This is a genomic window from Streptomyces cavernicola, from assembly GCF_029968035.1.
Taxonomy (GTDB): domain Bacteria; phylum Actinomycetota; class Actinomycetes; order Streptomycetales; family Streptomycetaceae; genus Streptomyces; species Streptomyces cavernicola.
Genome location: NZ_JASCIQ010000046.1, coordinates 1 through 24,377, shown reverse-complemented (window position 1 = coordinate 24,377; position 24,377 = coordinate 1). Strand labels below are relative to the sequence as shown.

General features: G+C 71.0%; 22 protein-coding genes, 2 pseudogenes and 1 riboswitch. Of the genes and pseudogenes, 6 read left to right on the top strand and 18 right to left on the bottom strand.

Translation table 11 applies throughout. From position 1 onward, the window contains the following. Positions 1-11: 11 nt before the first annotated feature. The 4 genes from QIS96_RS32145 to mnmA form a co-directional block, all read right to left on the bottom strand. Positions 12-1,007, bottom strand: a complete 996-nt coding sequence (locus QIS96_RS32145; protein ID WP_282546367.1) for a methionine synthase — start codon at positions 1,005-1,007, stop codon at positions 12-14. Then, on the bottom strand, positions 1,004-1,702 hold the full coding sequence (locus QIS96_RS32140; RefSeq protein ID WP_282546366.1) for an SDR family oxidoreductase: 699 nt from the start codon (positions 1,700-1,702) through the stop codon (positions 1,004-1,006). Before QIS96_RS32140 ends, QIS96_RS32145 begins: the two co-directional genes overlap by 4 nt. Positions 1,703-1,718: 16 nt before the next feature. Then, positions 1,719-2,264: an LOG family protein gene (locus QIS96_RS32135; protein ID WP_282546365.1), complete on the bottom strand. Its 546-nt coding sequence runs from the start codon at positions 2,262-2,264 to the stop codon at positions 1,719-1,721. Positions 2,265-3,226: 962 nt separating this feature from the next. After that, positions 3,227-4,357 (bottom strand): tRNA 2-thiouridine(34) synthase MnmA, encoded by a 1,131-nt coding sequence (gene mnmA / locus QIS96_RS32130; RefSeq protein ID WP_282546364.1) that lies wholly within the window; start codon positions 4,355-4,357, stop codon positions 3,227-3,229. Between the two features lie 82 nt (positions 4,358-4,439). Between mnmA and QIS96_RS32125 the strand changes: the two genes are divergently transcribed. After that, positions 4,440-5,129 carry an N-acetylmuramoyl-L-alanine amidase gene (locus QIS96_RS32125; RefSeq protein ID WP_408907292.1) on the top strand — a complete coding sequence of 230 codons (690 nt, stop codon included), beginning with the start codon at positions 4,440-4,442 and terminating at the stop codon, positions 5,127-5,129. A gap of 20 nt (positions 5,130-5,149) precedes the next feature. On the opposite strand, the gene QIS96_RS32120 is transcribed toward QIS96_RS32125, so the two are convergent. Further along, positions 5,150-6,334 (bottom strand): cysteine desulfurase family protein, encoded by a 1,185-nt coding sequence (locus tag QIS96_RS32120; protein WP_282546362.1) that lies wholly within the window; start codon positions 6,332-6,334, stop codon positions 5,150-5,152. A gap of 112 nt (positions 6,335-6,446) precedes the next feature. On the opposite strand from QIS96_RS32120, the gene QIS96_RS32115 reads away from it, so the two are divergent. Continuing rightward, positions 6,447-7,292, top strand: coding sequence for an alpha/beta fold hydrolase (locus QIS96_RS32115; protein ID WP_282546361.1), 846 nt, complete (start codon positions 6,447-6,449; stop codon positions 7,290-7,292). Positions 7,293-7,319: 27 nt separating this feature from the next. Here the strand turns inward: QIS96_RS32115 and QIS96_RS32110 are convergent, their stop codons facing one another. Both QIS96_RS32110 and QIS96_RS32105 read right to left on the bottom strand, forming a co-directional pair. Next, complete coding sequence (locus QIS96_RS32110; protein WP_408907291.1) at positions 7,320-7,598, bottom strand: DUF4190 domain-containing protein; 279 nt, start codon at positions 7,596-7,598, stop codon at positions 7,320-7,322. Positions 7,599-7,627: 29 nt separating this feature from the next. After that, positions 7,628-7,786 (bottom strand): hypothetical protein, encoded by a 159-nt coding sequence (locus QIS96_RS32105; RefSeq protein WP_282546360.1) that lies wholly within the window; start codon positions 7,784-7,786, stop codon positions 7,628-7,630. 102 nt (positions 7,787-7,888) lie between these two features. Here QIS96_RS32105 and QIS96_RS32100 point away from each other — a divergent pair, with 102 nt between their 5' ends. Continuing rightward, a complete protein-coding gene (locus QIS96_RS32100; RefSeq protein WP_282546359.1) occupies positions 7,889-8,524 on the top strand; it encodes a TetR family transcriptional regulator in 636 nt (211 codons plus the stop codon). A 318-nt stretch (positions 8,525-8,842) separates the two neighbouring features. Here the strand turns inward: QIS96_RS32100 and QIS96_RS32095 are convergent, their stop codons facing one another. From QIS96_RS32095 to QIS96_RS32045, 11 genes and pseudogenes are all read right to left on the bottom strand, one after another. Further along, positions 8,843-9,838 (bottom strand): helix-turn-helix transcriptional regulator, encoded by a 996-nt coding sequence (locus tag QIS96_RS32095; RefSeq protein WP_282546358.1) that lies wholly within the window; start codon positions 9,836-9,838, stop codon positions 8,843-8,845. Positions 9,839-9,871: 33 nt separating this feature from the next. Beyond that, a complete protein-coding gene (locus tag QIS96_RS32090) occupies positions 9,872-10,732 on the bottom strand; it encodes a thioesterase family protein (protein WP_282546357.1) in 861 nt (286 codons plus the stop codon). Positions 10,733-10,755: 23 nt separating this feature from the next. Then, a complete protein-coding gene (locus QIS96_RS32085; RefSeq protein ID WP_282546356.1) occupies positions 10,756-11,424 on the bottom strand; it encodes a trimeric intracellular cation channel family protein in 669 nt (222 codons plus the stop codon). Between the two features lie 289 nt (positions 11,425-11,713). Further along, positions 11,714-12,913 (bottom strand): annotated as a pseudogene (locus tag QIS96_RS32080) (ABC transporter ATP-binding protein); the annotation flags it as partial. Positions 12,914-12,996: 83 nt separating this feature from the next. Beyond that, the gene (locus QIS96_RS32075; RefSeq protein WP_282546389.1) at positions 12,997-14,094 is read right to left on the bottom strand and encodes an ABC transporter ATP-binding protein; all 1,098 of its coding nucleotides are present in this window, start codon (positions 14,092-14,094) and stop codon (positions 12,997-12,999) included. Positions 14,095-14,099: 5 nt separating this feature from the next. Then, positions 14,100-15,101 carry an ABC transporter permease gene (locus tag QIS96_RS32070; RefSeq protein WP_282546354.1) on the bottom strand — a complete coding sequence of 334 codons (1,002 nt, stop codon included), beginning with the start codon at positions 15,099-15,101 and terminating at the stop codon, positions 14,100-14,102. A gap of 113 nt (positions 15,102-15,214) precedes the next feature. Beyond that, the gene (locus QIS96_RS32065) at positions 15,215-16,975 is read right to left on the bottom strand and encodes an ABC transporter substrate-binding protein (RefSeq protein ID WP_282546353.1); all 1,761 of its coding nucleotides are present in this window, start codon (positions 16,973-16,975) and stop codon (positions 15,215-15,217) included. 104 nt (positions 16,976-17,079) lie between these two features. Continuing rightward, entirely contained in the window at positions 17,080-18,090 is a 1,011-nt protein-coding gene (locus QIS96_RS32060) for an ABC transporter permease (protein ID WP_282546352.1), read from the bottom strand. Between the two features lie 1,445 nt (positions 18,091-19,535). Continuing rightward, on the bottom strand, positions 19,536-20,312 hold the full coding sequence (locus QIS96_RS32055) for an enhanced serine sensitivity protein SseB C-terminal domain-containing protein (RefSeq protein WP_282546351.1): 777 nt from the start codon (positions 20,310-20,312) through the stop codon (positions 19,536-19,538). Between the two features lie 187 nt (positions 20,313-20,499). Beyond that, positions 20,500-21,297, bottom strand: a complete 798-nt coding sequence (locus QIS96_RS32050) for an enhanced serine sensitivity protein SseB (protein ID WP_282546350.1) — start codon at positions 21,295-21,297, stop codon at positions 20,500-20,502. Between the two features lie 142 nt (positions 21,298-21,439). Then, complete coding sequence (locus QIS96_RS32045) at positions 21,440-22,099, bottom strand: AAA family ATPase (RefSeq protein ID WP_408907293.1); 660 nt, start codon at positions 22,097-22,099, stop codon at positions 21,440-21,442. Between the two features lie 292 nt (positions 22,100-22,391). Beyond that, positions 22,392-22,486, top strand: a riboswitch (glycine riboswitch). Between the two features lie 159 nt (positions 22,487-22,645). On the opposite strand from QIS96_RS32045, the gene gcvT reads away from it, so the two are divergent. From gcvT to QIS96_RS32030, 3 genes and pseudogenes are all read left to right on the top strand, one after another. Then, positions 22,646-23,788: a glycine cleavage system aminomethyltransferase GcvT gene (gcvT, locus tag QIS96_RS32040; RefSeq protein ID WP_282546349.1), complete on the top strand. Its 1,143-nt coding sequence runs from the start codon at positions 22,646-22,648 to the stop codon at positions 23,786-23,788. A 64-nt stretch (positions 23,789-23,852) separates the two neighbouring features. Then, positions 23,853-24,230 carry a glycine cleavage system protein GcvH gene (gcvH, locus tag QIS96_RS32035; RefSeq protein ID WP_282546348.1) on the top strand — a complete coding sequence of 126 codons (378 nt, stop codon included), beginning with the start codon at positions 23,853-23,855 and terminating at the stop codon, positions 24,228-24,230. 12 nt (positions 24,231-24,242) lie between these two features. Then, positions 24,243-24,377: pseudogene (locus tag QIS96_RS32030) on the top strand (serine hydroxymethyltransferase); the annotation flags it as partial.

The following is a 24,377-nucleotide window of genomic DNA, read 5'->3' as shown; positions in this document are numbered from 1 at the left end:
TCCCGTAACGGTTACTCAGGGTTGTCCGCGAGTGATCTCGCCGCCGTGACACAGTGCGCGAGCGCCTTGCGGGCGTACGCGGGAGAGGCCCCCGCGAGTCCGCACGACGGCGTGACCACGACCGATTCCGCGAGCGACCCCGGATTCAGCCCCAGCCTGCGCCACAGCGTCCTGACACTGCTGACGTTACTGGCCGGGTCTGACAATGCGGCGTCGGTGGACGGCACGACGCCCGCGAACAGCTTCGTACCGCCCTCCACGGCCTCGCCGATGGCGTCCTCGTCACGTTCGGTGAGGAGGCCGAAGTCGAAGGAGACGCCGGCGACTCCGGCTCGGCGCAGCAGCGCGAACGGCACGTCGGGGGCGCAGGAGTGGACCACGACGGGGACACCCGCGGCCTCCATGACCGAGCGCAGCGTGGCCTCGACGATCTGGCGGTCCACCGCGCGGTGCGTGCGGTAGCCGCTGGCGGACTTGATCTGCCCGCGCAGGACGGCGGTCAGGGACGGCTCGTCGAGCTGCAGTACGGGGGCTGCGCCGGGCACGCGGCGGCGCACGTCCTCCAGGTGCCGGACGAGGCCTTCGGCGAGCGAGCCCGCGAGGTCTCGGCACGCGCCCGCGTCGGACAGCGCGGCCTCGCCGTTCTTCAGCTCCAGGGCGGCAGCGAGCGTCCACGGGCCGACGGCCTGCACCTTGAGCGGGCCCTCGTATCCCTGCGTGTACTCCTCCAGGGCGTCGAGGTCCTCGCCGAGCCAGGACCTGGCGCGGCGGGTGTCCATGCCGGGGCGGTCGCCGATGCGCCAACCGCTGGGCTCCACGCGCGCGTAGACCTCGACGAGGAGGCCCGCCGTGCGGCCGATCATGTCGGCCCCCGGCCCGCGTGCGGGCAGTTCTGCCAGGTACGGGAAGTCCTCGAACGTCCCTGTGACGGTTTTCGCGGCCTCGCGGGCGTCGCCGCCGGGCATCGAGCCGACGCCGGTGGCCGGGCCGAAGACGAGGTCGCTCATCGGCCGGGCCGCACTGTCAGGTCGTTGACCTCCGCGTCCCGCGGCAGGTCGAGGGCCATCAGGATCGTGGTGGCGACGGACTCGGGGTCGATCCAGCGCCCCTCGTCGTACTCCTTGCCCTCCTGCTGGTGCACCTTGGCCTGCATGGGGCTGGCCGTGCGGCCCGGGTAGACCGACGTGACGCGCAGGCCGTTGGGCTTCTCCTCGTGGCGCAGGGAGTCGGCGAGTGCCTTCAGGCCGTGCTTCGACGCGGCGTACGCCGACCAGTCGGCGTTGGCGTTCAGGCCGGCGCCGGAGTTCACGAACAGCACATGGCCCTGGACGACGCGGAGTTGGGGCAGGAAGTGCCGGGTCAGCTCGGCCGGGGCGATGAGGTTCACCTCCAGCTGGTGGCGCCAGATCTTGGGGGTGAGGTCGCCGACCCGGCCGAGGTCGACGACGCCCGCGATGTGCAGCAGCGAGTCGACCCGGTCGGGCAGCGACTGGTGCGAGAACGCCCAGGAGAGGCGGTCCGGTTCGGCGAGGTCGCCGACGAGGGTGCGGGCGCTTTCGTACCGTCCGGCGAGTTCCTTGGCGCGGCCGGCGTCGCGCGCGAGGAGGACGAGTTCGTCGCCGCGCTCGTGCAGTCGGCGCGCGACGGCGGCGCCGATGCCGGAGCCCGCTCCGGTGATCACATGGGTAGCCATGCCGGCCATTCTCGCAAGCTGCGGGTCAGCGGGTTCCCATGGACTCCTCGAGGTAGGCGAGGGCGCCGACCGGCTCGTCCGCGAAGAAGACCAGGTCGGTGAGGGGGACGGGCAGGAAGCCCTCGTCCTCCATGCGCCGGAACTGGGTCTTCAGGCCGTCGTAGAACCCCGCCGTGTTCAGGAGCACCACCGGCTTCTGCGTCTTGCCGTGCTTCTTCAGCTCCAGGATCTCGGTGGCCTCGTCGAGCGTGCCGGTGCCGCCGACCATGATCACGACGGCGTCGGCGTTCTCCAGGAGGGCGGCCTTGCGCTCGGCGAGGTCGGCGGTGACCAGCATCTGATGCGGGTCGGTGACGGGCCTCGCCTTGGCTTCGAGGAACTCGACGGAGACGCCGAAGAGCCGGCCGCCGGCCTCCTCCACGCCGTCCGCGACGACCTTCATCAGGCCGACGTCGGAACCGCCCCACACCAGGGTGTGCCCTGCTTTGCCGAGGAGTTCGGCGAATTCGCGGGCGGGGCGGGTGTAGCGCTCGTCGAGGTCGGCGGCGGAGAGGAAGACGCAGATGTTCATGCGGTAACGGTACGGGGCGGAGGGGCGGCTGGGTTCTCCCCTCCCCGCCCCTTCCCTAAAGTCCTGGCGGACGGCTTCGGGGCGGCGCCCCCGGCCCCCACTCCCGGGGCTGCCGCCCCTGGACCCGCCTCGGGGCTCCGCCCCGGACCCCGCTTCGGGGGCCAGCCCCCGAAACCCCCGCTCCTCAAACGCCGGAGGGGCTGATTTTCCCCCCCGCCCCTCAAGGGCCAGTGGGGCTGGTTGGCCCCGCCCCTCAAGTCCCGGAGGGGCTGCGTTTGCCCCTTGCCGCTCAAGCGTCGGTGGGGCTGCCCGGAGGGCTGAACTTCGCGGACTGGGGCCGCATTTGGCCCCGGCATGGGCTGAGCTTCGTGCACTGGGCCGGGATTCAGCCCCGGCAGGGGGCTGGCTTTTCAGGGGGCGCGGGGCTCGCTTTTCAGGGGCGCGGGGAACTGCGCGACCAGCCACGACGAAGCGGGCAGCCAAAAGACAGCCGGGGACGGGGCGAAGCCCCGAAACCGGGATGGGGCGGAGCCCCGAAGCGGGGCCAGGGGCTGCACCTCTGGAGGGGGACGGGGCGGCAGCCCCCGGGTGGCGTCCAGAGGCGGCGGCCCCCTAAGCGGGAACGGGGCAGCAGCCCCCTAAGCACGGGGCGGGCAACAGCCCCAGGTGGGGACAGGGGCGCCGGCCCCGAGCAGGAACCGGGCCCCGGAGTCGTCCGCAGAACACGGGACAACAGCCCCCCCCTAACCGGCAAACGGGGCAACAGCCCCGGGCAGGGACAGGGGCGCCGGCCCCAAACAGCAACCGAGCCCCGCAGCCGTGTGCAGGACACGGGGAAGCAGCCCCCTAAGCGGTGAATGGGGCAACAGTCCCGGGTGGGTACAAGGGCGCCCGCCCCTAGCAGGAACCGGCCCCCCGCAGGACACAAGGCGGCAGCCCAGAAGGGGTGGCAGGGGAAACCCCTACGCCGCTGCCGTGGCCCGTTCCGTCGTGGCGATCGTCGCCGAGCCCACCACGCGCGTGCCCGCGTACAGCACGATCGCCTGGCCCGGGGCGACGCCGCGGACCGGCTCGTCGAACGTGACGTGCAGCGTGCCGTCGACCAGCTCCGCGCGGACCGGGGTCTCGTCGCCGTGGGCCCGCAGCTGCGCGGTGTACGTGCCGGGCCCTGTCGGGGCGGTGCCGCACCAGCGGGGCTTGATCGCGGTGAGGGCCGAGACGTCGAGCGCCTCCAGGGGGCCGACCGTCACCGTGTTGTTGACCGGCGAGATGTCCAGGACGTACCGCGGCTTGCCGTCAGGTGCCGGGGTGCCGATGCGCAGGCCCTTGCGCTGGCCGATGGTGTAGCCGTACGCCCCCTCATGGGTGCCGAGTTTCGCGCCGGACTCGTCGACGATGTCGCCCTCCGCCTTGCCGAGGCGGTTCGCGAGGAAGCCCTGGGTGTCGCCGTCGGCGATGAAGCAGATGTCGTGCGAGTCGGGCTTCTTGGCGACGGCGAGGCCGCGGCGCTCGGCCTCCGCGCGGATCTCGTCCTTGGTGGTCACCGTGTCTCCGAGGGGGAACAGTGCGTGCGCGAGCTGCCGCTCGTCCAGGACGCCGAGGACGTACGACTGGTCCTTCGCCATGTCGGACGCGCGGTGCAGTTCGCGGTTGCCGTCGGCGTCCGTGACGACCTGGGCGTAGTGCCCGGTGGCGACGGCGTCGAAGCCGAGGGCGAGGGCCTTGTCGAGGAGCGCGGCGAACTTGATCTTCTCGTTGCAGCGCAGGCACGGGTTGGGCGTGCGCCCCGCCTCGTACTCGGCGACGAAGTCCTCGACCACGTCCTCGCGGAAGCGGTCGGCGAGGTCCCACACGTAGAACGGGATGCCGATGACGTCGGCCGCGCGGCGGGCGTCGCGGGAGTCCTCGATGGTGCAGCAGCCACGGGCGCCGGTGCGGAAGGACTGCGGGTTCGCCGAGAGCGCCAGGTGCACTCCCGTCACGTCGTGCCCGGCCTCCGCGGCGCGGGCTGCGGCGACGGCTGAGTCGACCCCGCCGGACATGGCGGCGAGGACACGGAGGCGGCGCTGCGGGGCTGCGGGGATCTCAGTCATAACTCCTCCAGGGTAGTCGGAACCTTCGACGACCCTTCGCGCGTTTCTACGATCACGGGGACGCGGGGGAGCACGGGGAGGTATGCGGGTGGCCGACGAGCAGTCGGGCGAGGAGAGACAGCAGCGGTCGGGGCGCGGCATCAGCCGGCGCGGGCTGCTTATCGGCGGTGCGGTCACCGTCGGCGCGGGCGCCGCGCTGTTCCACGAGGAGCTGGGCCGCCTGTGGTGGCGGGTGCCCGGCATCGACAAGCAGCGCAACAAGGGGGAAGTGGACCACAGAGGCGCGCAGTGGATCGCCGCCTCGGAGGCGAATCTGCGGTATGCGGACCGGCCCGCGGACTTCACGGTCGACCGCGTGGTCATCCATGTCACGGAGGGCAGTTACGCGACGGCGGTGCGGGTCTTCCGCGACCCGCTGCACGCCGCGGCGGCGCACTATGTGATCCGCGCGAAGGACGGGCACATCGCGCAGATGGCCCGCGAGCTGGACGTCGCCTTCCACGCGGGCAACCGCGGGTACAACGAGCGCAGCATCGGCATCGAGCACGAGGGCTTCGTCGACAGACCCGAGACGCTCACGGACGTGATGTACCGCTCGTCGGCCCGCCTGACGGCGGACATCTGCGCGCGGTACGAGATCCCGGTCGACCGCGAGCACATCATCGGCCACAACGAGGTCCCGGGCGCGACGCACACGGACCCGGGGCGGCACTGGGACTGGGACAAGTACATGAAGCTGTGCCGGGAGGCGGCGCGAAGACGGAGCGCGTGAGAAGCCTCGGCTGACGGCCGTCAGCTGAGCCCTGCCGACCGTGCCCGTTCCACCGCCGGGCCGATGGCCTTCGCGACGGCCTCGATGTCGGCGCGGGTCGTCGTGTGCCCGAGGGAGAAGCGCAGTGTGCCGCGGGCCAGGTCCGGGTCGATGCCGGTGGCGAGCAGGACATGGCTGGGCTGGGCCACGCCCGCCGTGCAGGCGGAGCCGGTGGAGCACTCGATGCCCTGGGCGTCGAGCAGCAGGAGGAGCGAGTCGCCCTCGCAGCCGGGGAACGTGAAGTGCGCGTTGGCGGGCAGCCGGCCGAGGGTGTCCGGGCCCGCCGGGGCCGGGTCGCCGCCGAGGATCGCGTCGGGTGCGGCGGCGCGCACGGCGTCGAGCAGCTCGTCCCGCAGGCCGCCGATCTCCTGCGCGTACCGCTCGCGGCGCTCGGCGGCGATCCGCCCGGCCACGGCGAACGCGGCGACGGCGGGGACGTCGAGGGTGCCGGAGCGGACGTGCCGTTCCTGCCCGCCGCCGTGCAGCACGGGCACGGGGCTGTACTCCCGGCCGAGCAGCAGCGCCCCGATGCCGTACGGGCCGCCGACCTTGTGGCCGCTGACGGTCATCGCGGCGAGTCCGGACGCGCCGAAGTCGACAGGGAGCTGACCGAAGGCCTGGACGGCGTCGGCATGCAGGGGAACGTCGAACTCCGCGGCCACGTCGGCGAGTTCGCGTACCGGCATGACGGTGCCGATCTCGTTGTTGGCCCACATCACGGTGGCGAGGGCGACGTCGGCGGGGTTGCGCTCGATGGCCGCGCGCAGCACCTCCGGGTGCACCCGGCCGTACCGGTCGACGGGCAGGTACTCGACGGTCGCGCCCTCGTGCTCGCCGAGCCAGTGCACCGCGTCGAGCACGGCATGGTGCTCGACGGGGCTGGCGAGGACGCGGGTGCGCGCGGGGTCGGCGGCCCGGCGGGCCCAGTACAGGCCCTTGACGGCGAGGTTGTCGGCCTCGGTGCCGCCGGAGGTGAACACGACCTCGCTGGGGCGGGCGCCGAGCGCCTCGGCGAGGGTCTCGCGGGCCTCCTCGACGGTGCGCCTGGCCCGCCGTCCGGCGGCGTGCAGGGAGGAGGCGTTGCCGACGACGGTGAGCTGCGTGGTCATCGCCTCGACGGCCTCCGGAAGCATCGGAGTGGTCGCGGCGTGGTCGAGATAGGCCATGGTGCGGTCGATTCTACGAGCCGTACGGAGGGGGCACGGCGGGCGCAGGGGGGCATGACGAGGTCCGGTGAAACCATGGTGCCGGATGTCAGTACCAAATAGCCTTACGGTCATGACAGCCAACCGGGTCCTCGACCATGACTGGACACTCGACCGCACCTTCCACAGCTCCTCCGGCGAAGTCCGCTGGGCCTCGTTCGGCGCGCCCGAGGCGCCCCCGCTCGCCTTCGTCCACGGCACCCCGTTCTCGTCGTACGTCTGGCGCGCCGTCGCCCGCGCGCTCGCGCCGCACCACCGGGTCCACGTCTGGGACCTGCCGGGGTACGGCGCCTCTGAGATGCGGGCCGGCCAGGACGTCTCCCTCGGCCGGCAGACGCGCGTCTTCACGGAACTGCTCGACCACTGGGGCCTGGAGCGGCCCGCCGTGGTCGCGCACGACTTCGGCGGCTGCATCGCCCTGCGCGCGCATCTGCTGCACGGGGCGCGGTACGCACGCCTGGCCCTGGTCGACCCGGTGGCGCTCGCGCCGTGGGGCTCGCCGACATACCGGCTGATCGGGGCGAACGCGGAGGTGTTCGCGCAGCTTCCGGCCCCGCTGCACGCGGCCCTTGTGCGCGAGTACCTGGGCTCGGGGAGTCACCGCGGGCTGCACCCCGCGGTCCACGAGCGGCTGCTCGCGCCGTGGTGCACGCCCGAGGGGCAGGCGGCGTTCTACCGCCAGATCGCCCTGAACGACCAGCGCTTCACCGACGAGATCCAGGGCAGGTACGGGGAGTTGGAGCTGCCGGTACTTGTGTGCTGGGGCGCCGAGGACACCTGGATCCCGGTCGCCAAGGCGCACGAACTGGCGGCGGCGATCCCGGGCGCCGAGCTGCGCCTGTTCGACGGCGCGGGGCATCTCGTACAGGAGGACTCCCCCGCGGAGCTGGCGACCGAGCTCGCCCGCTTCCTCGGCTGACCCCGGGCCGCCACGCGACGGTCGCGGTCAGCCGAAGTTCCAGACCACCGTGCCGTTGGCGGCGGTCAGGGCGGCGAGCACGAGCAGATCGGCGAAGCCGAGGCCGAGGCCGAGGAGCGCTCGGCCTCGGCGGGCCGTGCCGGTGCGCAGGGCGATGCAGGCGAGGGCGATGGCCATCGGGCCGAGGACGACGTTCAGGACGAGCAGTCCGACGAGGCCGAGGACGAAGGACGCCACGGCCATGGAGTCGGCCCGGCGGGTTCCGTCGCCGATCGATGAATCCGGCGCATCTGCCGAATCCGACACAGGTGACGCATGCGGCGTGGACACGGCACTCACTCCGAACGGTGACGCGCGAGCTGCTCGCGCACGGCGAAGGCGGCCAGCCAGCCGGCGATGACGGCGGCGGCCACGAGGGAGACGGAGAAGGGGAGTTGGGCGATGGCGCCGAGCAGGACGCCCAGCAGGAGCAGTACGGCGACCAGTGCGATCACGATGCGCCTCTCAGAATTTCAGCGTACGATTGTTCACTGACTCATGAGTCTAAACCGAGCCGGAGGGCGCTCGTGCCGGAGAACAGTTGTTTACTGAGTTCCATGAGTCACACTCCGGACGCCGCGGGCACGCGCCAGGCACAGAAACTGAGGACCCGCCAGGCCCTGCTCACCGCGAGCCTGGAACTGCTGGAGCAGCAGAGCCTCAGCAGCCTCGGCCTGCGCGAGGTGGCGCGGGCGGCCGGGATCTCCCCCGCGGGCTTCTACCGGCACTTCGCCGACATCCCGGCTCTCGGGGTCGCCCTGGTCGAGGAGACGCTGGGAAGCCTGCACGGTGTGATCGGCGCGGTCCTGGCCGAGACTGGGGACACCGAGCGGCGCATCGACCGCAGCGTGGAGCTGATCGCCCGTCATGTCGCGGAACAGCCCGCCCACTTCCGCTTCCTCGCTCGCGAGCGGTACGGCGGGGTGGCGCCCGTACGCCAGGCCATCGCGGCCCAACTCGACCGGTTCGCGGAGGAGTTGACCTCCGCTCTGGCCGCGGATGAGGGCTCGCGGGGGTGGAGCGGGGAGGATCTGCGGATGCTCGGGGGAATGTACGTGGACCTGATGGTGATGACGGCTTCGGAGTTCCTGGACGCGGAGGGTCCTGCGGCGCTTGCGGGGGCGGGGCACACGGCTCGGCGTCGGTTGCGGCTTCTTACTGTGGGTAGTGCGCACTGGCTGAACGAGAGCTGAGCGTTACGGGGGCAGCGCCCCCGTCCCCCTGCCCGGGGCTACCGCCCCGGACCCCACTCCGGGGCTCCACCCCAGGATCCCCCTCGTTCTTCGGCTTTCCCACCGCCGTGGCTGATCGCGCAGTTCCCCGCGCCCCTGAACAACACCCCCGCCGTCGGTCGGCTTTCCCGACGTCGTGGTTGCTCGCGCAGTTCCCCGCGCCCCTATCGGGGCACGTATCGCCGCCCAAAAATAGCCCCTCCGGCGTTTGAGGAGCGGGGGTCCGGGGGTGGAGTCCCCCGGAGCGCCGCAGGCTTTCGGGAAGGGGCGGGGTGGGGATCAGTCGGGGCCCTCCGCGTACAGCGCGACGATCGACCTCGCCGCCCGCCGCAACTCCTCCCTGACCTCCCTCGGAGAGAGCACCTCCGCTCGGTCGGAGAAGGCGAGGAGTTGGCGGGACTCTCGGATGTCGTTGAAGGCCAGGCGGACCGGGACCCAGTCAGAGCCGGAGTCGGAGCCGGAGCCGGAGTCGGAGTCGGAAGGGCGGGGCGGCTCCGTCATGTATGCGCCGTTCATGCGGACGAACATGTCGAGCCACGGTCGCCGCACCCGCGCCTCCACCACGATCGCGCCCGCCCGGTCCTCCACCCGGCGCCTCAACTCCTCCCACACCTGGGCGAGTTCGACGCCGGCCCGTCTGCGTACCGGTTCGTCCGTCACCGTGGCCGCCTCGATCCGGTCGACGCGCAGGAGCCGCGGGGCGCCGTCCCGGTCGGCGACCAGGTACCAGATCCCGGCCTTGGAGACGAGGCCGTACGGGTCGACGGTGTAGGCGCGCATCTCGGACCGCCCGCTGTGCCGGTAGCGGACGTCGATACGGCGGTCGCTGAACACCGCGTCCTGCAGGGCCTCCAGGTCGACCGCCGGCTGCGGTCCGCCGAGCCAGCGCACCGGGTCGACGAGGATGCGCCGCGCCGCCAGCTCGGCGCCGGGCCGGTGCGGGGCGGGCAGCGCGGCCATGACCTTGCGCAGCGCCGAGCCGATCGCCGAGTCCAGGCCGAGCGCGGCGTGCGTGCCCTCGGCGGCGAGCACGAACAGCGCGCGCGACTCGTCGGCCGTGAGCCCCGTGACATCCGTGCGGTAGCCGGGAAGCAGCGCGATGCCGCCGTGCCGCCCGCGCTCCGCGTACACCGGGACGCCGCTGCCGGAGAGCGCCTCGACGTCCCGGTAGATGGTGCGTACGGAGACTTCGAGGCGCTCGGCGAGCTCATGCGCGGGCACGCGGCCGCGGGTCTGGAGCAGCAGCAGGATGGAGAGCAGCCGTTCGGACTTCACGGCACCCAGGATCGCGTACGACCCTGAAGCCGGTCAGCGGGCGAGGACCGTCCTGGCCAACTGGCGGGACTGGGCGACGAGTCGGCCCGCGCTGTCCCAGACCTCGGCGTCCTCCTCCAGGAAGCCGCCCGCGAGGTTGCGGGTGGCGATGGCGACGCGCAGCGGGCCGGGCGCGGGGCGGCAGCGCACGTGCACGGTCAGCTCGACGGTCGGCACCCAGCCGGAAAGGCCCAGCTCGAAGGCGGTCGGCGGCAGCGCGTCCACGGCGAGGAGCAGGGAGAGCGGGTCGGCGTCGCGGCCGTCGGCGAGGCCGAACCAGGAGCGCATCTCGCCCTTGCCGGAAGGCGCGCCGAGCGCCCAGCCGAGGGTGGCCGGGTCCAGTTTCAGCCAGAGCCGCTCGGCGATGGCGGTGCTGCCCTGCACGGGGGCGTCGTCGGGCGCGTCCTGCGGGCCGAAGCACTGGTCGACCGGCGGGATGGCCGGGGGTTCGGCGGAGGTGCGGACGTCGTCGGGCAGCGCGTCCAGGTCCCCGTACGAGGCGATGACGCGGATGCGTTCGACCTCGGCGCCGTCATCGCCGTACTGGAAGAGGGAGGCCTGGCCGGAGGAGAGGGTGCGGCCGGCGCGGACCGTCTCCGTGCGGATCACGGCCGGGCCCGGCTGGGAGGCGGTGAGGTAGTGCGCGGAGATGGTGAACGGGTCGGAGTGCGGCAGGGCGTCGGCGAGTGCGCGGCCGATGACGGCGAGCAGATAGCCGCCGTTGACGGCGTTGATGATCGTCCAGCCCGCGGAGAGCTCGGTGTCGTAGACGCCCTCGGACCGGCGCACCACTGCGGTGTCGCGGTCGAACTCGCTGTCGCCGATGGTGGCGGCCCTTGTCGTGCCCGTAGTCATGGCAGGCACCGTACAACAGGTAACTACTGAGCGGTAGCTTTTTCGTCGACGGCGGATCGCCGGTTCCAGGCGCGCGGGGCCCGCCAGTGCCGGGCGATGGCGAGCAGCCGCAGCACGAACGCGGTGACGACGGCGAGGGCGCTGGTGAACGTGTTGAGCGCCTCGAAGCGGATGCAGAGGACCACGATGCCCGCGCCGACCATGGCCGGCACCGCGTACAGGTCGCGGTCCCAGCGCAGCAGCGACGGCACCTCGTTGGCGAGCACGTCGCGCAGGACGCCGCCGCCGACGGCCGTGGCCAGGCCGAGCGCGGCGGAGGCGGTGAGGCCGAGCCCGTACTCGTACGCCTTCACGGTGCCCGCGACGCAGAACAGGCCCAGGCCGGCCGCGTCGAAGACGTTGACGGCGCGGTTGATCCGCTCGACCTCCGGGTGCAGGAAGAAGACCAGGGCCGCGGCGAAGAGGGGCGTGACGAAGTAGCCGAGGTCGGTGAAGGCGGCCGGGGGCACGGCGCCGATGATCACGTCCCGGAAGATGCCGCCGCCGAGCGCGGTGACCTCGGCGAGTACGGCGATGCCGAACACGTCGAAGTTCTTGCGCACCGCGAGGAGTGCGCCGGAGATGGCGAACACGAAGATTCCGACCAGGTCGAGGCTGTGCTGGACGGAAGGTGTGAAGAGGTCCTGGATCACGGGGTGCATTGTGCACGGTCCGTACGAACGCGTTCAGGCGCGGGCCGCCCCGGCCCACCCCCAGGGCTCCGCCCCGGACCCCGATCGCGCTCCGCGCTTTGCCTCCCCTCCCCGCCCCTTCCCAAAGCCTGCGGCAGCTTCGGGGCTCCGCCCCGGACCCCCGGCAGTCTTTCGGCTGCCGCGCCGTCGTGGCTGGTCGCGCAGTTCCCCGCGCCCCTGTCGGGGCTTGAGGAGCGGGGGCCTGGTGGGCTGGCCCCAGTTCGGGAAGGGGCGGGGTGGGGAAGGGTCAGGCCTCGGTCGCCTCCGCCTTCGACGCATCCGGTACCGCCGTCTCCGGGACCTCCACGCCCGCCGCCTCCGCGGCCTCCACCGCCGCGGTCAGCAGGACCGTGTCCTGCGGGGCCTGGTCCTCGGCGTTCTCCGGGTGGTGGCAGGCCACCTGGTGGCCCGTGGCCAGGGGGATCAGCGGGGGCTCCGCCGTCTTGCAGATCTCCGTCGCCTTCCAGCACCGCGTGTGGAAGCGGCAGCCGCTCGGCGGGGCGATCGGGGACGGGACGTCCCCGCGGAGCAGGATGCGCTCGCTCTTCGCGGCCCGCCGGCGCGGGTCCGGCACCGGCACGGCCGAAAGGAGCGCGTTCGTGTACGGGTGCATCGGCGACTCGTACAGCGACTTGCGGTCCGCCAGCTCGACGATCTTGCCGAGGTACATCACCGCGATCCGGTCCGAGACGTGCCGGATGACCGACAGGTCGTGGGCGATGATCACGTACGTGAGGCCCATCTCCTGCTGCAGGTCGTCGAGGAGGTTGACGACCTGCGCCTGGATGGAGACGTCCAGGGCGGAGACCGGCTCGTCGGCGACGACCAGCTTCGGCTTCAGGGCCAACGCCCTTGCGATGCCGATGCGTTGGCGCTGGCCGCCGGAGAATTCGTGCGGATAGCGGTTGTAGTGCTCGGGGTTGAGGCCCACGACCTCCAGAAGTCGCTGGACCTCCTTCTTGACGCCGCCCTCGGGGGTCACGCCCTGCAGCTTGAAGGGCGCCGAGACGATCGCGCCGACCGTGTGCCGGGGGTTCAGCGACGAGTACGGGTCCTGGAAGATCATCTGGACGTCGCGGCGCATCGGACGCATGCCGCGCACCCCGAGGTGCGTGATGTCGCGGCCCTCGAACTCGACGGTGCCCGCGGTGGGTTCGAGCAGCCGCGTGATCAGGCGGCCCATCGTGGACTTGCCGCAGCCGGACTCGCCGACGACGCCCAGGGTTTCGCCCGAGCGGACGTCGAAGTCGATGCCGTCGACGGCCTTGACCGAGCCGACCTGCCGCTGGAGCACGCCCTTGCGGATCGGGAAGTGCTTCTGCAGGCCGGTGACCTTGAGCAGCACCTCCCCCGGCGCGGCGTCCTTGTCGAGGGCCACCGTGCCGGCGTCGGGCTCGGATGCGGACTCGGCGGCGGGCGCGGCCGGGCGGTCCTCGTTGTTCTCGCGCATCTCGCGGAGTTCGCTGTCCTCGCCGCGCGCTTCGCTACGGTCTTCGCTTCGGTCTTCGCTACGGGCTTCGCTTCGGTCTTCGCTCACAGCTTGGGCGCAATCTCTTCGGTCCAGATACGTTCCCGCTGCCCCGGCGTGAGGTGGCAGGCGCTCCAGTGACCGGCTTCGCTCTCGGCCAGCTCGGGGCGCACCGTGCGGGTCACGTTGTCCTTGGGCAGGTCCGCGTACGGGCAGCGCGGGTTGAAGGCGCAGCCGGACGGGATGTTGATCAGCGAGGGCGGGGAGCCCTTGACCGGGATCAGGCGCTCGGTCTGCTCCTTGTCGATACGCGGCATCGAGCCCAACAGGCCCCAGGTGTACGGGTGTTGGGGCTCGTAGAAGACCTTCTCCGCGGAGCCGCGCTCGACGCAGCGGCCGCCGTACATCACCAGGATGTTGTCCGCGAGCTCGGCGACGACGCCGAGGTCGTGGGTGATGATGATGACGGCCGAGCCGAACTCCTTCTGCAGATCGCGGATCAGGTCCAGGATCTGGGCTTGCACCGTCACGTCGAGCGCGGTGGTCGGCTCGTCGGCGATGAGGAGTTCGGGGTTGTTGACGAGCGACATCGCGATCATCGCGCGCTGCCGCATGCCGCCGGAGAACTCGTGCGGGTAGGCGTCCACGCGCTTGTCGGGCTGCGGGATGCCGACACGGTCGAGCATCTCGATCGCCCGCTTGCGCGCGGTCTTCTTGTCCACGTCGTGGTGGACCCGGTACGCCTCCACGATCTGCTTGCCGATCGTGTAGTACGGGTGCAGGGCCGACAGCGGATCCTGGAAGATCATCGCCATCTCGCGGCCGCGCAGCCGGCGCACCTCGTCCGGGTCGGCGGAGAGCAACTCCTGCCCGTCGAGCCAGATCTCGCCGGAGATCTGCGCCTTGCGCTTGCCGTACTGGCCGGCGGTGTGCAGGCCCATGATGCCGAGCGAGGTGACGGACTTGCCGGAGCCGGACTCGCCCACGATGCCGAGGGTCTGGCCCTTCTCCAGCTGGAAGCTGAGGCCGTCGACGGACTTCACCAGGCCGTCGTCGGTCGGGAAGTGCACCTTCAGGTCGCGTACTTCGAGGAACGCGGAGGGTGCGGGAGAGTCGGTGACCGGCTCGCCGACGGCGGCTCCGGTCTTCTTCAGGTCGCTCATCTCGCTCATCCGAGCCTCACTCGCGGGTCGATCACGGCGTACATCAGGTCCACAATGAGGTTGGCGAAGGCGATGGCGAGTGACATGCACAGCGTCACGCCGAGGATCATCGGCAGGTCCTTGCCGTCGATCGCCTGGACCGCCTCACGGCCGAGGCCCGGCAGGTTGAAGGTCGTCTCGGTGAGGATCGCGCCGCCCATGAGGATGCCGAGGTCCAGGCCGAAGACGGTGAGGATCGGCGTCATGGTGGAGCGCAGCGCGTGCCGCCGGATGACCACCGGCTCCGTGACGCCCTTGGCGCGGGCGGTACGGATGTAGTCCTCGCCGAGCACCTCCAGCATCGTGGCGCGGGTGAGGCGTGCGTACATGGCCGCCTGCAGGAAGGCGAGCACGATCCACGGCAGGATCAGGGTCTCCACCCAGGTGCCGATGGAGTCGTTGGAGCTGAGGCTGTCGTCGATGTGCAGCCAGCCGAGGCTGTGCACGAAGATGCCCATCGCGATCATGCCGGTGAAGAAGATCGGCATGGAGACGCCGGAGAGCGCCACGACCATCGCGGAGCGGTCCCAGATCGAGCCCCGCTTCAGGGCCGAGACGACACCGACGGCGACACCGCCGAGCAGCCACAGGACGGCGGCGCCGACGGCCATGGCGGCCGTCACCGGCAGGGCGTCCTTGATGGTCTCCCAGACCGGCGCCTCCGTACGGAAGGAGTAGCCGAGGCAGGGCGACGGGCAGTGGGTGACGTTGTTGCCGCTGCCGAAGTCCCGGCCGAAGGGGATGCCCTTGACGAACTCGGCGAACTGGACGAGCAGCGGATCGCTGAGGCCCAACTTCTGCCGGATGCCCTCCAGTTGCTCGGCGCCGGAGTTCTTGCCGGCGAAGAGCACAGCGAGGTCCTGGCCGGCCCACTTGGGCAGCATGTAGAAGATGACGAAGGTCGTCAGGAGGACGACCAGCACCATCACGATGACGGCGCCCAGGCGCCGGATGAGATAAGCAAGCACTGTGCGCGGCCCGTCGGCGGCCGGATCTCCGGGTTGCGGGGATCCGACCGCCGACCGGGGCCATCACCTGCCCTTCGGACTGGCGGGGTTCGGCGAGAGGGACGGGCTGACTACTACTTCACGCCGAGCATGATGTAGTCGTAGCGGCCGCTGTAGGCGGCGGAGGAGTAGACGTTGGTCACCCGCGAACCGCGCCAGGTGATGTTCTTCTCCTGCAGGAACGGCATCCACACGGCCAGGTCCATCACACGGTGGTTCAGGTCGGTGTAGATCTTGGCGGCGTCCTCCGGCGACTTGGCCCCGATGGCGTCGTCGAAGTACTTGTCGATCTTCTTGTCCTCGATCTGCGCCTCGTTGTAGTTGCCGTTCTCGGCGATGAAGCGGCTGTCGAAGAGCGGCTGCGCGAAGCCCTGGCCGGACGGGAAGTCCGGGCCCCAGCCGCTCATCACGAGGCCGTAGCCGCGTTTCTTGGTGACGGCGGGCGAGCCGGTGATGGAGGAGGACTCGGAGCCGAGGATGGTGTCGACCTCGAGCTTGATGCCGACCTTGCCGAGGTCCTGCTGCAGCTGCGTGGCCGCTTCCTTCTCACCGGGGTTGTCGGTACGCGCGGTGATCTTGGTGGAGAAGCCGTTCGGCTTGCCGCACTTCTTCAGCGACTCCTTGGCCTTCGCCGCGTCCGGCTTGCCCTTGCGCTCCAGGACGCCGTACGGGTCGTAGTCGTCGGCGCCGGGGATGGCCTTGGGCAGCACGTTGGTGGCGATGTCGCCGGCCGCGAGCTTGCCGCCGCGGGTCTTCTGCAGGGCGGCGAAGTCGGTGCCGTAGAAGACGGCCTTGCGGCAGTCGACGTTGTCGAGCGGCTTCGTCTTGGTGACCAGGGCCACGTAACGGATGAAGTCCGTCTGCATGTTGTCGACGTTGCCCTGGTGGTCCTGCATGGCGGTGATACGGCCCGACTGGGTCATACCGGTGCCGTTCATGTCGATGTCGTACTCGCCCGCGATCAGCTTCTTGTCGTTCTCCTCCTTGTTGGCGGAGAAGGTGACGGTGACCTTGTCGGGCAGCGCGGGGCGGATCGGGTCCGAGGACTTCTTCCACGCCTTGTTGCGGACGAGGGTGAGGCTCTTGCCGGGCCGGTACGACTCGAACTTGTAAGGGCCGGACGAGAACGGCTCGTTGGCGTACTTGGCCTTGCTGTCCTTCTCCTGCTTCACCGGGGAGCCGGAGGGCATGGCCAGCATGTTCTCGAAGTCGCTGTTGGGCTTCGGGAGCTTGAAGATGATCGTCCGGTCGTCCGGCGTCTCGATCGCCTTCAGGCCGAGCTTGTCCTTCGACTTGTCCTTGTACGGGCCCTCGTACTCGCCCTTGGGGTCGAGGACCTGCTTCAGGTAGGCGGGGCCACCGGTGATGACCTCGGTGGCCCAGATGCGCTCGATGCCGTACTTGATGTCCTTGGAGGTCAGCTTGGAGCCGTCCTCCCAGGTCAGACCCTCACGCAGCTTGTACGTGTAGGTCTTGCCGTCGTCGCTGATCTCGGCCTTGGCCTCGGCGAGGTCCGGGACGAGGTTGTTGGAGGCCTCGCCGGGCTTGGTGTCGTACGTGACCAGGGTGCGCGTGTAGTAGCGCATGAAGTCCCAGGTCATGCCGTAGTAGGCGCGCTGCGGGTCGGCCGAGTCGATGGGCTGCTTCGCGATGAACTTGAGCGTGCCGCCCTTCTTGTTCGACTTGTTGGCGATCTTGCCGATGCCCGCGTTGTAGCCGGCGCCCTCGCCGCTCTCCTCTTCACCGCCGCCGCCACCGCAAGCCGTGGTGGTCATCAGGGCGGCTACGACGAGCGCCGCACCGGCGGTGAACCTGCGTTTCGTGGAAGTGGGCATTTTCTCGCATCCTCCGAGATTCTCGGTCCTTGGCTTCGACTGCCTAGGAACCTTGCGAAGAGCCACCTGACGGTGCGGCAGGGGCAGGTCAGATGTGGGGGGTTCTAGCGGGTTCCCTTGGGGTCCAGGGCGTCGCGCAGCCCGTCACCGAAGAGGTTGAAGGCCAGCACGGTCAGGAAGATCGCCAGACCAGGGAAGACCATGAACATCGGATCGTGCTCGTACACGCTGAGCGCATCCCGAAGCATGCCGCCCCAGGAGGCCGTCGGGGGTCGGACACCGGCGCCGAGGAAGCTCAGCGCGGCTTCGGTGAGGATGTTGGTCGGGATCATCAGCGTGGTGTAGACGGTGATCGGCGCGACCAGGTTCGGCAGCAGTTCGCGGAAGAGGATGTGGCGCGATCCGCCACCGAGGCTCCGCGCGGCCTCCACGTACTCGCGTTCGCGGAGCGACAGCGTCTGACCGCGCACGATGCGTCCGATGTACGGCCAGCCGAAGAGGCCGATGACCAGGACCAGGGTGGCGATGCGGACGCCGCTGCCGGAGAGTCCGAGCAGGTCGTCGGGGAGCACCGAGACCAGGGCGATGATGAAGAGCAGCTGCGGGAAGGAGAGCAGCACGTCCATCACGCGGCTGATGATCGCGTCGACCCAGCCGCCGAAGTACCCGGCGATGATGCCGAAGAGCGTGCCGAGAACGACGGCGACGGCCGCGGCGAGCACGGCGACGAGCATCGAGATGCGGGCGCCGTACACGATCCGGCTGAACACGTCGCGGCCCGTGTTGGGTTCGACGCCGAAGAGGTGGTCTCCGCTGATGCCGCCGAGGGCTCCCTTGGGGAGGTTGGTGAGGTCTTCGAGCTGGTCCAGGTTGCCCTCGTTCGGCGGGTGTCCGAAGAGGCTGACCAGGACCGGAGCGAAGACGCTCACCACGACCAGGAGTACGACAACGATGCCACCGGCGAGCGCCACCTTGTCCTGCTTGAGGCGGTTCCAGGCGATCTGCTTGAGGGAGCGCCCTTCGACCTTCTTCGCCTTGGACTCGGCCGTGGCCTCCGCCGCTACGGGCGCGGGCTCGTCCACGTCCGTGGTTGTGTCATGCATTGGCGCCGTCATCGTGGCAGGGACCCCTCTCAACCGGTGGTGACCGGCCCACACTTGCCGCTGTAGCGACTGGTTCGTATGCGTGGCGCAAGCGGCACCGACGCTCTGATCGGCTTGGTCTGGCAGCTCGCACACAGGCCCGAAAGGCCGTACATCCGGGGAGTCTTCAATGTGTCCGCGATCACCCGCCAGTGCTGGCCGGGAATGGATGCGCAACCGTGATGTGGCCAGCAGGCTTCCGTTATCCGAACGTCCGGGTCGACTTCGCGGGCGCGCAAATTCGGTCAACTGGCCGTATACAGACCTAAGTTGTCGAGCGTTCCCACTTCGTGGGCGGGGGGTTTGATCAACTCGCCTTGGGTGCGGGCGGGTTGCCCGGTTGGCGGTCGTTTTCCCCTACCCGCCCCTTCCCGACTGTGTCGACTTGCGGCTGACGCCGCGTGGCCTCAGCGGACGTTCGCGGGTCTCCGCTTGCGGCTGCCACCGCGCGACCGCGGAGCCGCGGGGCTCCACTTGCGGCTGCCACCGCGCGACCGCGGAGCCGCGGGGCTCCACCCCGGACCCCGGTCGCCCTCCGGGCTCGCTCCCCCTTGCTCCCCTCCCCGCCCCTTCCCGAAGTCCTCGCCGGACGGCTCTCGGGGCTGCACCCCGGGCCCCGGCCCCCGGCCGCTGTTCGGCTGCCGCGCCATGGTGGCTGGTCGCGCAGTTCCCCGCGCCCCTGCAAAGCCAGGACTTCACCCCCGACCCAGTTACCTTTCGCCTGCCGCGCCATCGTGGCCGCTCGCGCAGTTCCCCGCGCCCCCGACAAAGCCAGAACTTCACCCCCGACCCAGTTGCCATTCGCCTGCCGCGCCAACGTGGCCGCTCGCGCAGTTCCCCGCGCCCCCGACAAAGCCAGAACTTCACCCCCGACCCAGTTGCCATTCGCCTGCCGCGCCAACGTGGCCGCTCGCGCAGTTCCCCGCGCCCCTATCGGGGCCCGTCTCAGCCTCAGCCCACAAAATCCCCCCACCCCGCAAAAATCCAGCCCCGGCCCGCAAAATCCAGCCCCTCCGGCGCTTGAGGAGCGGGGGTCTGGGGATGGCCCCCGGGGATGGGGCCCGAGGGCCAGCCCCGGGCGGGGGCGGGACGAAGCCCCGAAGCGGGGTCCAGGTATGCAGTCCCGGAGCGGAGTTCACGGGCGGCAGCCCCGATGCGGGAGGCCAGGGGCGCAGCCCCAAGGCGAGGTCCAGGGGCGCAGTCCCGGAGCAGGAGGCCAGGGGCTCAACCCCAAAGCGAGGACCAGGGGCGGCAGTCCCGAAGCGGGGCCCAGGGACGCAGCCCCGAAGCGGAGTTCACGGGACGCAGTCCCGGAGCAGGGGGTCGGGGGCGCAGCCCCCGAGTTGTCCGGCAGGACTTTCGGGAAGGGGCGGGGTGGGGAGAAATAAGGGGCGGGACGAGTACCCGTGACCAGCGGGTCAGTACGTGCCCTGTTGCGGGTAGCCGTACCCCGCGCCGCCCGGGGCGACATGCGCCTCGCGGTCGTAGAACGGGCGGGAGTTGGCGCGGAGCCACATCGCCACCGGGTCGTACTCGTCGGACAGTGCGACCGTCGAGACGGGCAGGCCCTCCGGGACCGCGGCGATGGACTGTTGCATCATCGCCCGGACCGCGTCGACGGACGCCGCGTCCGTGCCGTATACGTCCAGGCCGATCGCCAGATAAGGCGCACCCACCGCGGGCTGCACCCACGCGCGCCGCAGCGAGCGGACGACCGGCGTCCGGTGCGCGTTCTGCGTCAAGTGGGCGTAGAACTGGGGGATTTCGACGGCCGGCTCGGAGAGCCGGAGGGGGCCGGCGGGCGCCTTGTCCAGGCCCGTCGCGATCCGCCGCAGGTCGAGCCACGGGACGCCGACCCCACCGCCGGGCGCATGCGGATTGAGCCACAGGCCGTAGTGGTCGGGGAAGAGAGTGCGGGCCACGTCGACCCCGGCGACAACTTCGTGCGCACGGTTCCAGCCGGAGGCGGCGAGCTCCTGCGCGGAGGTCACACAGGGGGCGTAGCCGAGGCCCTCCACGGCCATGTTCCCGTACTGGGCGTCCGGGGATCCGGCTTGGCCGTGCCAGAGGAGCATCCACACCTGGCCCTCGGTGATCGCGCCGAGCAGCGCTTCGTAGGCGTCGTACCGCCCGGGTGTGACCTGGCGCAGCATGTGCTCGACCGTCCCGGCCGCAGCCGTGCCCGACGCACTCACTAGTTGACCGCCCCTTCGCCCCGTACGCATCGACTGCTTCCCCGACTCTCCCCGGCTCTCCTCGACCCGGATACCCGGGCCGCGACGGGGACGCCCAGGTTATGAAACCAGCTTATGCGGCGCGCTTCGCCGCGGCGCTCCACAGCCGAAATACCGGCCACAAACGGAACACACCGCTCCGCAGTGGTCAGTTCCCGTCCGTGTAGAACGGCCGCGTCTTCTCCCGCATCCAGTCGGCCACCGGGTCCTGGGTGACGTCGAGCAGGACGAGGTTCACCGGCCACGCCACCGGCACCCGGCCGAGCGCACGGCCGAGCGCGTCCATCGGCGGATTCCGGTCACTGCCTTCCCAGCGGGACAGCTCGACGCCGACGAACAGCACCGGGCTCTCGCCCTCGATGCTCGCGAGACAGCGGCGCGCGCTGCGCACCACCCCCGTCGCGGCGAACTCCTCGCCCGCCGCCGCCAGGAAGTCCACCGGGTCGTCCTGCCAGTCCGGCTCGAAGAGCCGCACCCGGCCGCCGGTCGCGGGACCGTCCAGCTCGGTGCGGCCGGTCCGGCACAGCTCGGCCACCGCGGGCGGCGGCAGCGGAACGCCGACCGTGCCCTCCGGGTTCACCGCGATGCCGAGCAGTGGCGGAAGCCCGCGGGCGAACTCCACCGCGGGCGCCACCGTGAACGACATGTGCTCCCCGGCCACCCGCTTCAGCTCGCCCTCGGAGCTGAACACCGGTACGTACGCGGCGCCGCCGATGTCCATCGTCGGCAGGTCGAGGTTCTGGCTCTCCCGGCTGCCGCCGTTGGGCAGCGGCACCCACACCCGGCTGCGGCCGAGCACCTGCAGGATCCGGGCGCCCGCCGACGAGGGGCCGGGCGCGGCCTGAGCGCCGAGCGAGGCCGCGAGGACCTCCTCCAGCTCGTTCGCCGGCCACCCTCCGTACGGATGCCCCTGAGGCCCCTGCGCACCCTGTACCGGAATGTCCATCTCGTACCTCTGCCGCCCTGCTCAGCTGTGTGTCCGACCACATGTCCGACCTGCGCCACAGACCCTAACTCCCGGCGCGGTCAACGCGCTCACCGTGCTCAGCTCTCTCAGCCGCCCAGCGCACTCAGCGCACTCAGCGCACTCAGCGACCGAAGCCGATCCCCCGCAGCCGGTCCGCCGCGTCCCGGTCGAGGAGCACCGCCGACGCGCAGCCCGCCGGGATCCGGCCCCGCTCCGCGTCCCGCACCAGGCGGCCGACGGCCCTGCGGTGCCGCGCGAACGCGTACCGCGAGACGCCCCGGCCGCGCTCGCGCTGACCGGCGAGAGCCGTGCCCGGGTCGACGTCGAGCAGCAGCAGGTGCAGGCCGCGGCCCCGGCGCTGCGCCTCACGGGCCAGCCAGCGGCGCACCCACGCCTGCGTACCGCAGTCGTGCACGACGACGCTCGCGCCGGACCGCAGAGCCCTGCGCAGCCCCGCGTAGTGCGCGGCCCGGACCAGCGGGCGGTAGACCGCGTACGGCAGGAAGCGGGGCATGCGGCGGGCCCAGCGGTCGCGGGCGTCCTGGGAGTCGAAACGGGGCGAGGCCACCACGCGGTCGATCAGCGTCGTCTTGCCGCTGCCCGGCAGGCCCGAGACCACCACGAGGTCGCCCGCGCCGAAGCACAGCTGCCGCGGGGCACGGCCCGCGCGGTCCCGCAGGTCACGCACCACCGGCGCGGGCCCCAGGGCGCGTCCGGCCCGCGCCTCCGCAGCCGCAGCGCCCGGCTGCTCGGGCACCGCGACACCGCTCGTCGCGGTCATCGCCGGATACGCGCTGGCCTTGTGCACCGTGATCGTCCTCCCCGTTCGGTCACGCGACTCTTCCCCGCCCACTGTAAAGAGACGGTAATGCGACACAAGCGGATTACGGCATTACCTGTGGCACACCCCTCGTCCTCACCTGTGGCACAGCCCTCGTCACCCGCTCTCCCCCTCAGGACTCAGGCCACGCCGGAACCGGTTCCACCGCACCCCCGGTCACAGATCCGCAGCGGCCCGACCACCCCGGGCGGCGGCATGCAATGATGTGCGGGCCAACTCCATACCGGCCGCTTGAATCCGCGCGGGAGAGCCCCCGACCAGCATCGGGGCGCCGAAGGAGCAAGATCCTCCCTTGAATCTCTCAGGCCCACTTACCGCGCGGGCGAGGCAGATCTGAAAAGCGAGCCGCAGTCGTGGCTCCACCCAAGGTGCAAGCCGGGCTCCCGGCGAACCTCTCAGGTTGTGAACCCCAGGTTGTGAGACCACGGGTTCCGATGACAGATGGGGAGGACGACCTCGCCAGTCATGCCCCCGGGAGCCACACACATGAGCCAATCCGCATCGCCGCGCCGTACCGCGCTCGACGCGCTGCACCGTTCGCTCGGCGCGACCATGACCGACTTCGCGGGCTGGGACATGCCCCTGCGGTACGGAAGCGAGCGCGACGAGCACAACGCCGTCCGCACCGCCGCCGGCCTCTTCGACCTCTCCCACATGGGTGAGATCACCGTCACCGGCGTCCAGGCCGCGGACCTCCTCGACCACGCCCTGGTCGGCAACATGGGCTCCATCAAGCCCGGCCGCGCCCGCTACACCATGATCTGCCGCGAGGACGGCGGCATCCTCGACGACCTGATCGTCTACCGCCTGGAAGCCGACACCTACATGGTCGTCGCCAACGCCTCCAACGCGCAGACCGTCCTCGACGCCCTCGTCGAGCGCGCCGAGGGCTTCGACGCCGAGGTCCGCGACGACCGCGACGCGTACGCCCTCCTCGCCGTGCAGGGCCCGCACTCCCCCGCCATCCTCAAGTCGGTCACCAACGCCGACCTCGACGGCCTCAAGTACTACGCGGGCCTGCCCGGCACCGTCGCCGGCGCCCCCGCCCTCATCGCCCGCACCGGCTACACGGGCGAGGACGGCTTCGAGCTGTTCCTCGCGCCCGAGCACGCCGAGCAGGTCTGGCAGGCCCTCACCGCCGCCGGCCAGGAGTACGGCCTGGTCCCGGCCGGCCTGTCCTGCCGCGACACCCTGCGCCTGGAGGCGGGCATGCCGCTGTACGGGCACGAGCTGAGCACCGACCTCACGCCGTTCGACGCCGGCCTCGGCCGCGTCGTGAAGTTCGAGAAGACCGCCAACGAGGGCGCCTTCGTCGGCCGCGACGCCCTCACGAGCGCCGCCGAGCGCGCCGAGCAGAACCCGCCGCGCAAGCTCGTCGGCCTGATCGCCGAGGGCCGCCGCGTGCCCCGCGCCGGCATGGCTGTCGTTGCCGCGGGCGGAGCCGACGGCACGGTCATCGGCGAGGTCACCTCCGGCGCCCCGTCCCCCACCCTGGGCAAGCCGATCGCGATGGCGTACGTCGACGCCGCGCACGCCGAGCCCGGCACGAAGGGCGTCGGCGTGGACATCCGCGGCACCCACGAGCCGTACGAGGTCGTGGCCCTGCCCTTCTACCAGCGGCAGAAGTAGTCCCCCGCACCCCGTCGTCACCCGTCTGCACCACCACCTCCCCGCGTACAGGAGAATTCAGGCCATGAGCAACCCCAAGGAACTGCGTTACAGCAAGGAACACGAGTGGCTGTCGCCCGCCGCTGACGGTGTCTCCACGATCGGCATCACCGAGCACGCCGCGAACGCCCTCGGCGACGTGGTCTTCGTCGAGCTGCCCGAGGTCGGCTCGACCGTGACCGCCGGTGAGACCTGTGGCGAGCTGGAGTCGACCAAGTCGGTCAGCGAGCTGTACGCCCCCGTCACCGGTGAGGTCGTCGAGGCCAACGAGGACGTCGTGAACGACCCGTCCCTGGTCAACTCGGCCCCGTTCGAGGGCGGTTGGCTCTTCAAGGTCCGTGTCTCCGAGGAGCAGGCCGACCTGATGTCCGCCGACGAGTACACCGAGTTCTCCGGAAGCTGAGGCGCCGTACCCATGTCTGTGCTGAACACCCCTCTTCACGAGCTCGACCCCGATGTCGCGGCGGCCGTGGACGCCGAGCTGCACCGTCAGCAGTCCACCCTGGAGATGATCGCGTCGGAGAACTTCGCTCCGGTCGCGGTCATGGAA

What these genes read in the sequence shown, in the direction of transcription:
- QIS96_RS32145 (WP_282546367.1), bottom strand. Translation starts at nt 1,007, where the DNA reads ATGAGCGACCTCGTCTTCGGCCCGGCCACCGGCGTCGGCTCGATGCCC.
- QIS96_RS32140 (WP_282546366.1), bottom strand. Translation starts at nt 1,702, where the DNA reads ATGGCCGGCATGGCTACCCATGTGATCACCGGAGCGGGCTCCGGCATC.
- QIS96_RS32135 (WP_282546365.1), bottom strand. Translation starts at nt 2,264, where the DNA reads ATGAACATCTGCGTCTTCCTCTCCGCCGCCGACCTCGACGAGCGCTAC.
- mnmA (WP_282546364.1), bottom strand. Translation starts at nt 4,357, where the DNA reads ATGACTGAGATCCCCGCAGCCCCGCAGCGCCGCCTCCGTGTCCTCGCC.
- QIS96_RS32125 (WP_408907292.1), top strand. Translation starts at nt 4,440, where the DNA reads ATGCGGGTGGCCGACGAGCAGTCGGGCGAGGAGAGACAGCAGCGGTCG.
- QIS96_RS32120 (WP_282546362.1), bottom strand. Translation starts at nt 6,334, where the DNA reads ATGGCCTATCTCGACCACGCCGCGACCACTCCGATGCTTCCGGAGGCC.
- QIS96_RS32115 (WP_282546361.1), top strand. Translation starts at nt 6,447, where the DNA reads ATGACAGCCAACCGGGTCCTCGACCATGACTGGACACTCGACCGCACC.
- QIS96_RS32100 (WP_282546359.1), top strand. Translation starts at nt 7,889, where the DNA reads ATGAGTCACACTCCGGACGCCGCGGGCACGCGCCAGGCACAGAAACTG.
- QIS96_RS32090 (WP_282546357.1), bottom strand. Translation starts at nt 10,732, where the DNA reads ATGACTACGGGCACGACAAGGGCCGCCACCATCGGCGACAGCGAGTTC.
- QIS96_RS32075 (WP_282546389.1), bottom strand. Translation starts at nt 14,094, where the DNA reads ATGAGCGACCTGAAGAAGACCGGAGCCGCCGTCGGCGAGCCGGTCACC.
- QIS96_RS32065 (WP_282546353.1), bottom strand. Translation starts at nt 16,975, where the DNA reads ATGCCCACTTCCACGAAACGCAGGTTCACCGCCGGTGCGGCGCTCGTC.
- QIS96_RS32060 (WP_282546352.1), bottom strand. Translation starts at nt 18,090, where the DNA reads ATGACGGCGCCAATGCATGACACAACCACGGACGTGGACGAGCCCGCG.
- QIS96_RS32050 (WP_282546350.1), bottom strand. Translation starts at nt 21,297, where the DNA reads ATGGACATTCCGGTACAGGGTGCGCAGGGGCCTCAGGGGCATCCGTAC.
- QIS96_RS32045 (WP_408907293.1), bottom strand. Translation starts at nt 22,099, where the DNA reads ATGACCGCGACGAGCGGTGTCGCGGTGCCCGAGCAGCCGGGCGCTGCG.
- gcvT (WP_282546349.1), top strand. Translation starts at nt 22,646, where the DNA reads ATGAGCCAATCCGCATCGCCGCGCCGTACCGCGCTCGACGCGCTGCAC.
- gcvH (WP_282546348.1), top strand. Translation starts at nt 23,853, where the DNA reads ATGAGCAACCCCAAGGAACTGCGTTACAGCAAGGAACACGAGTGGCTG.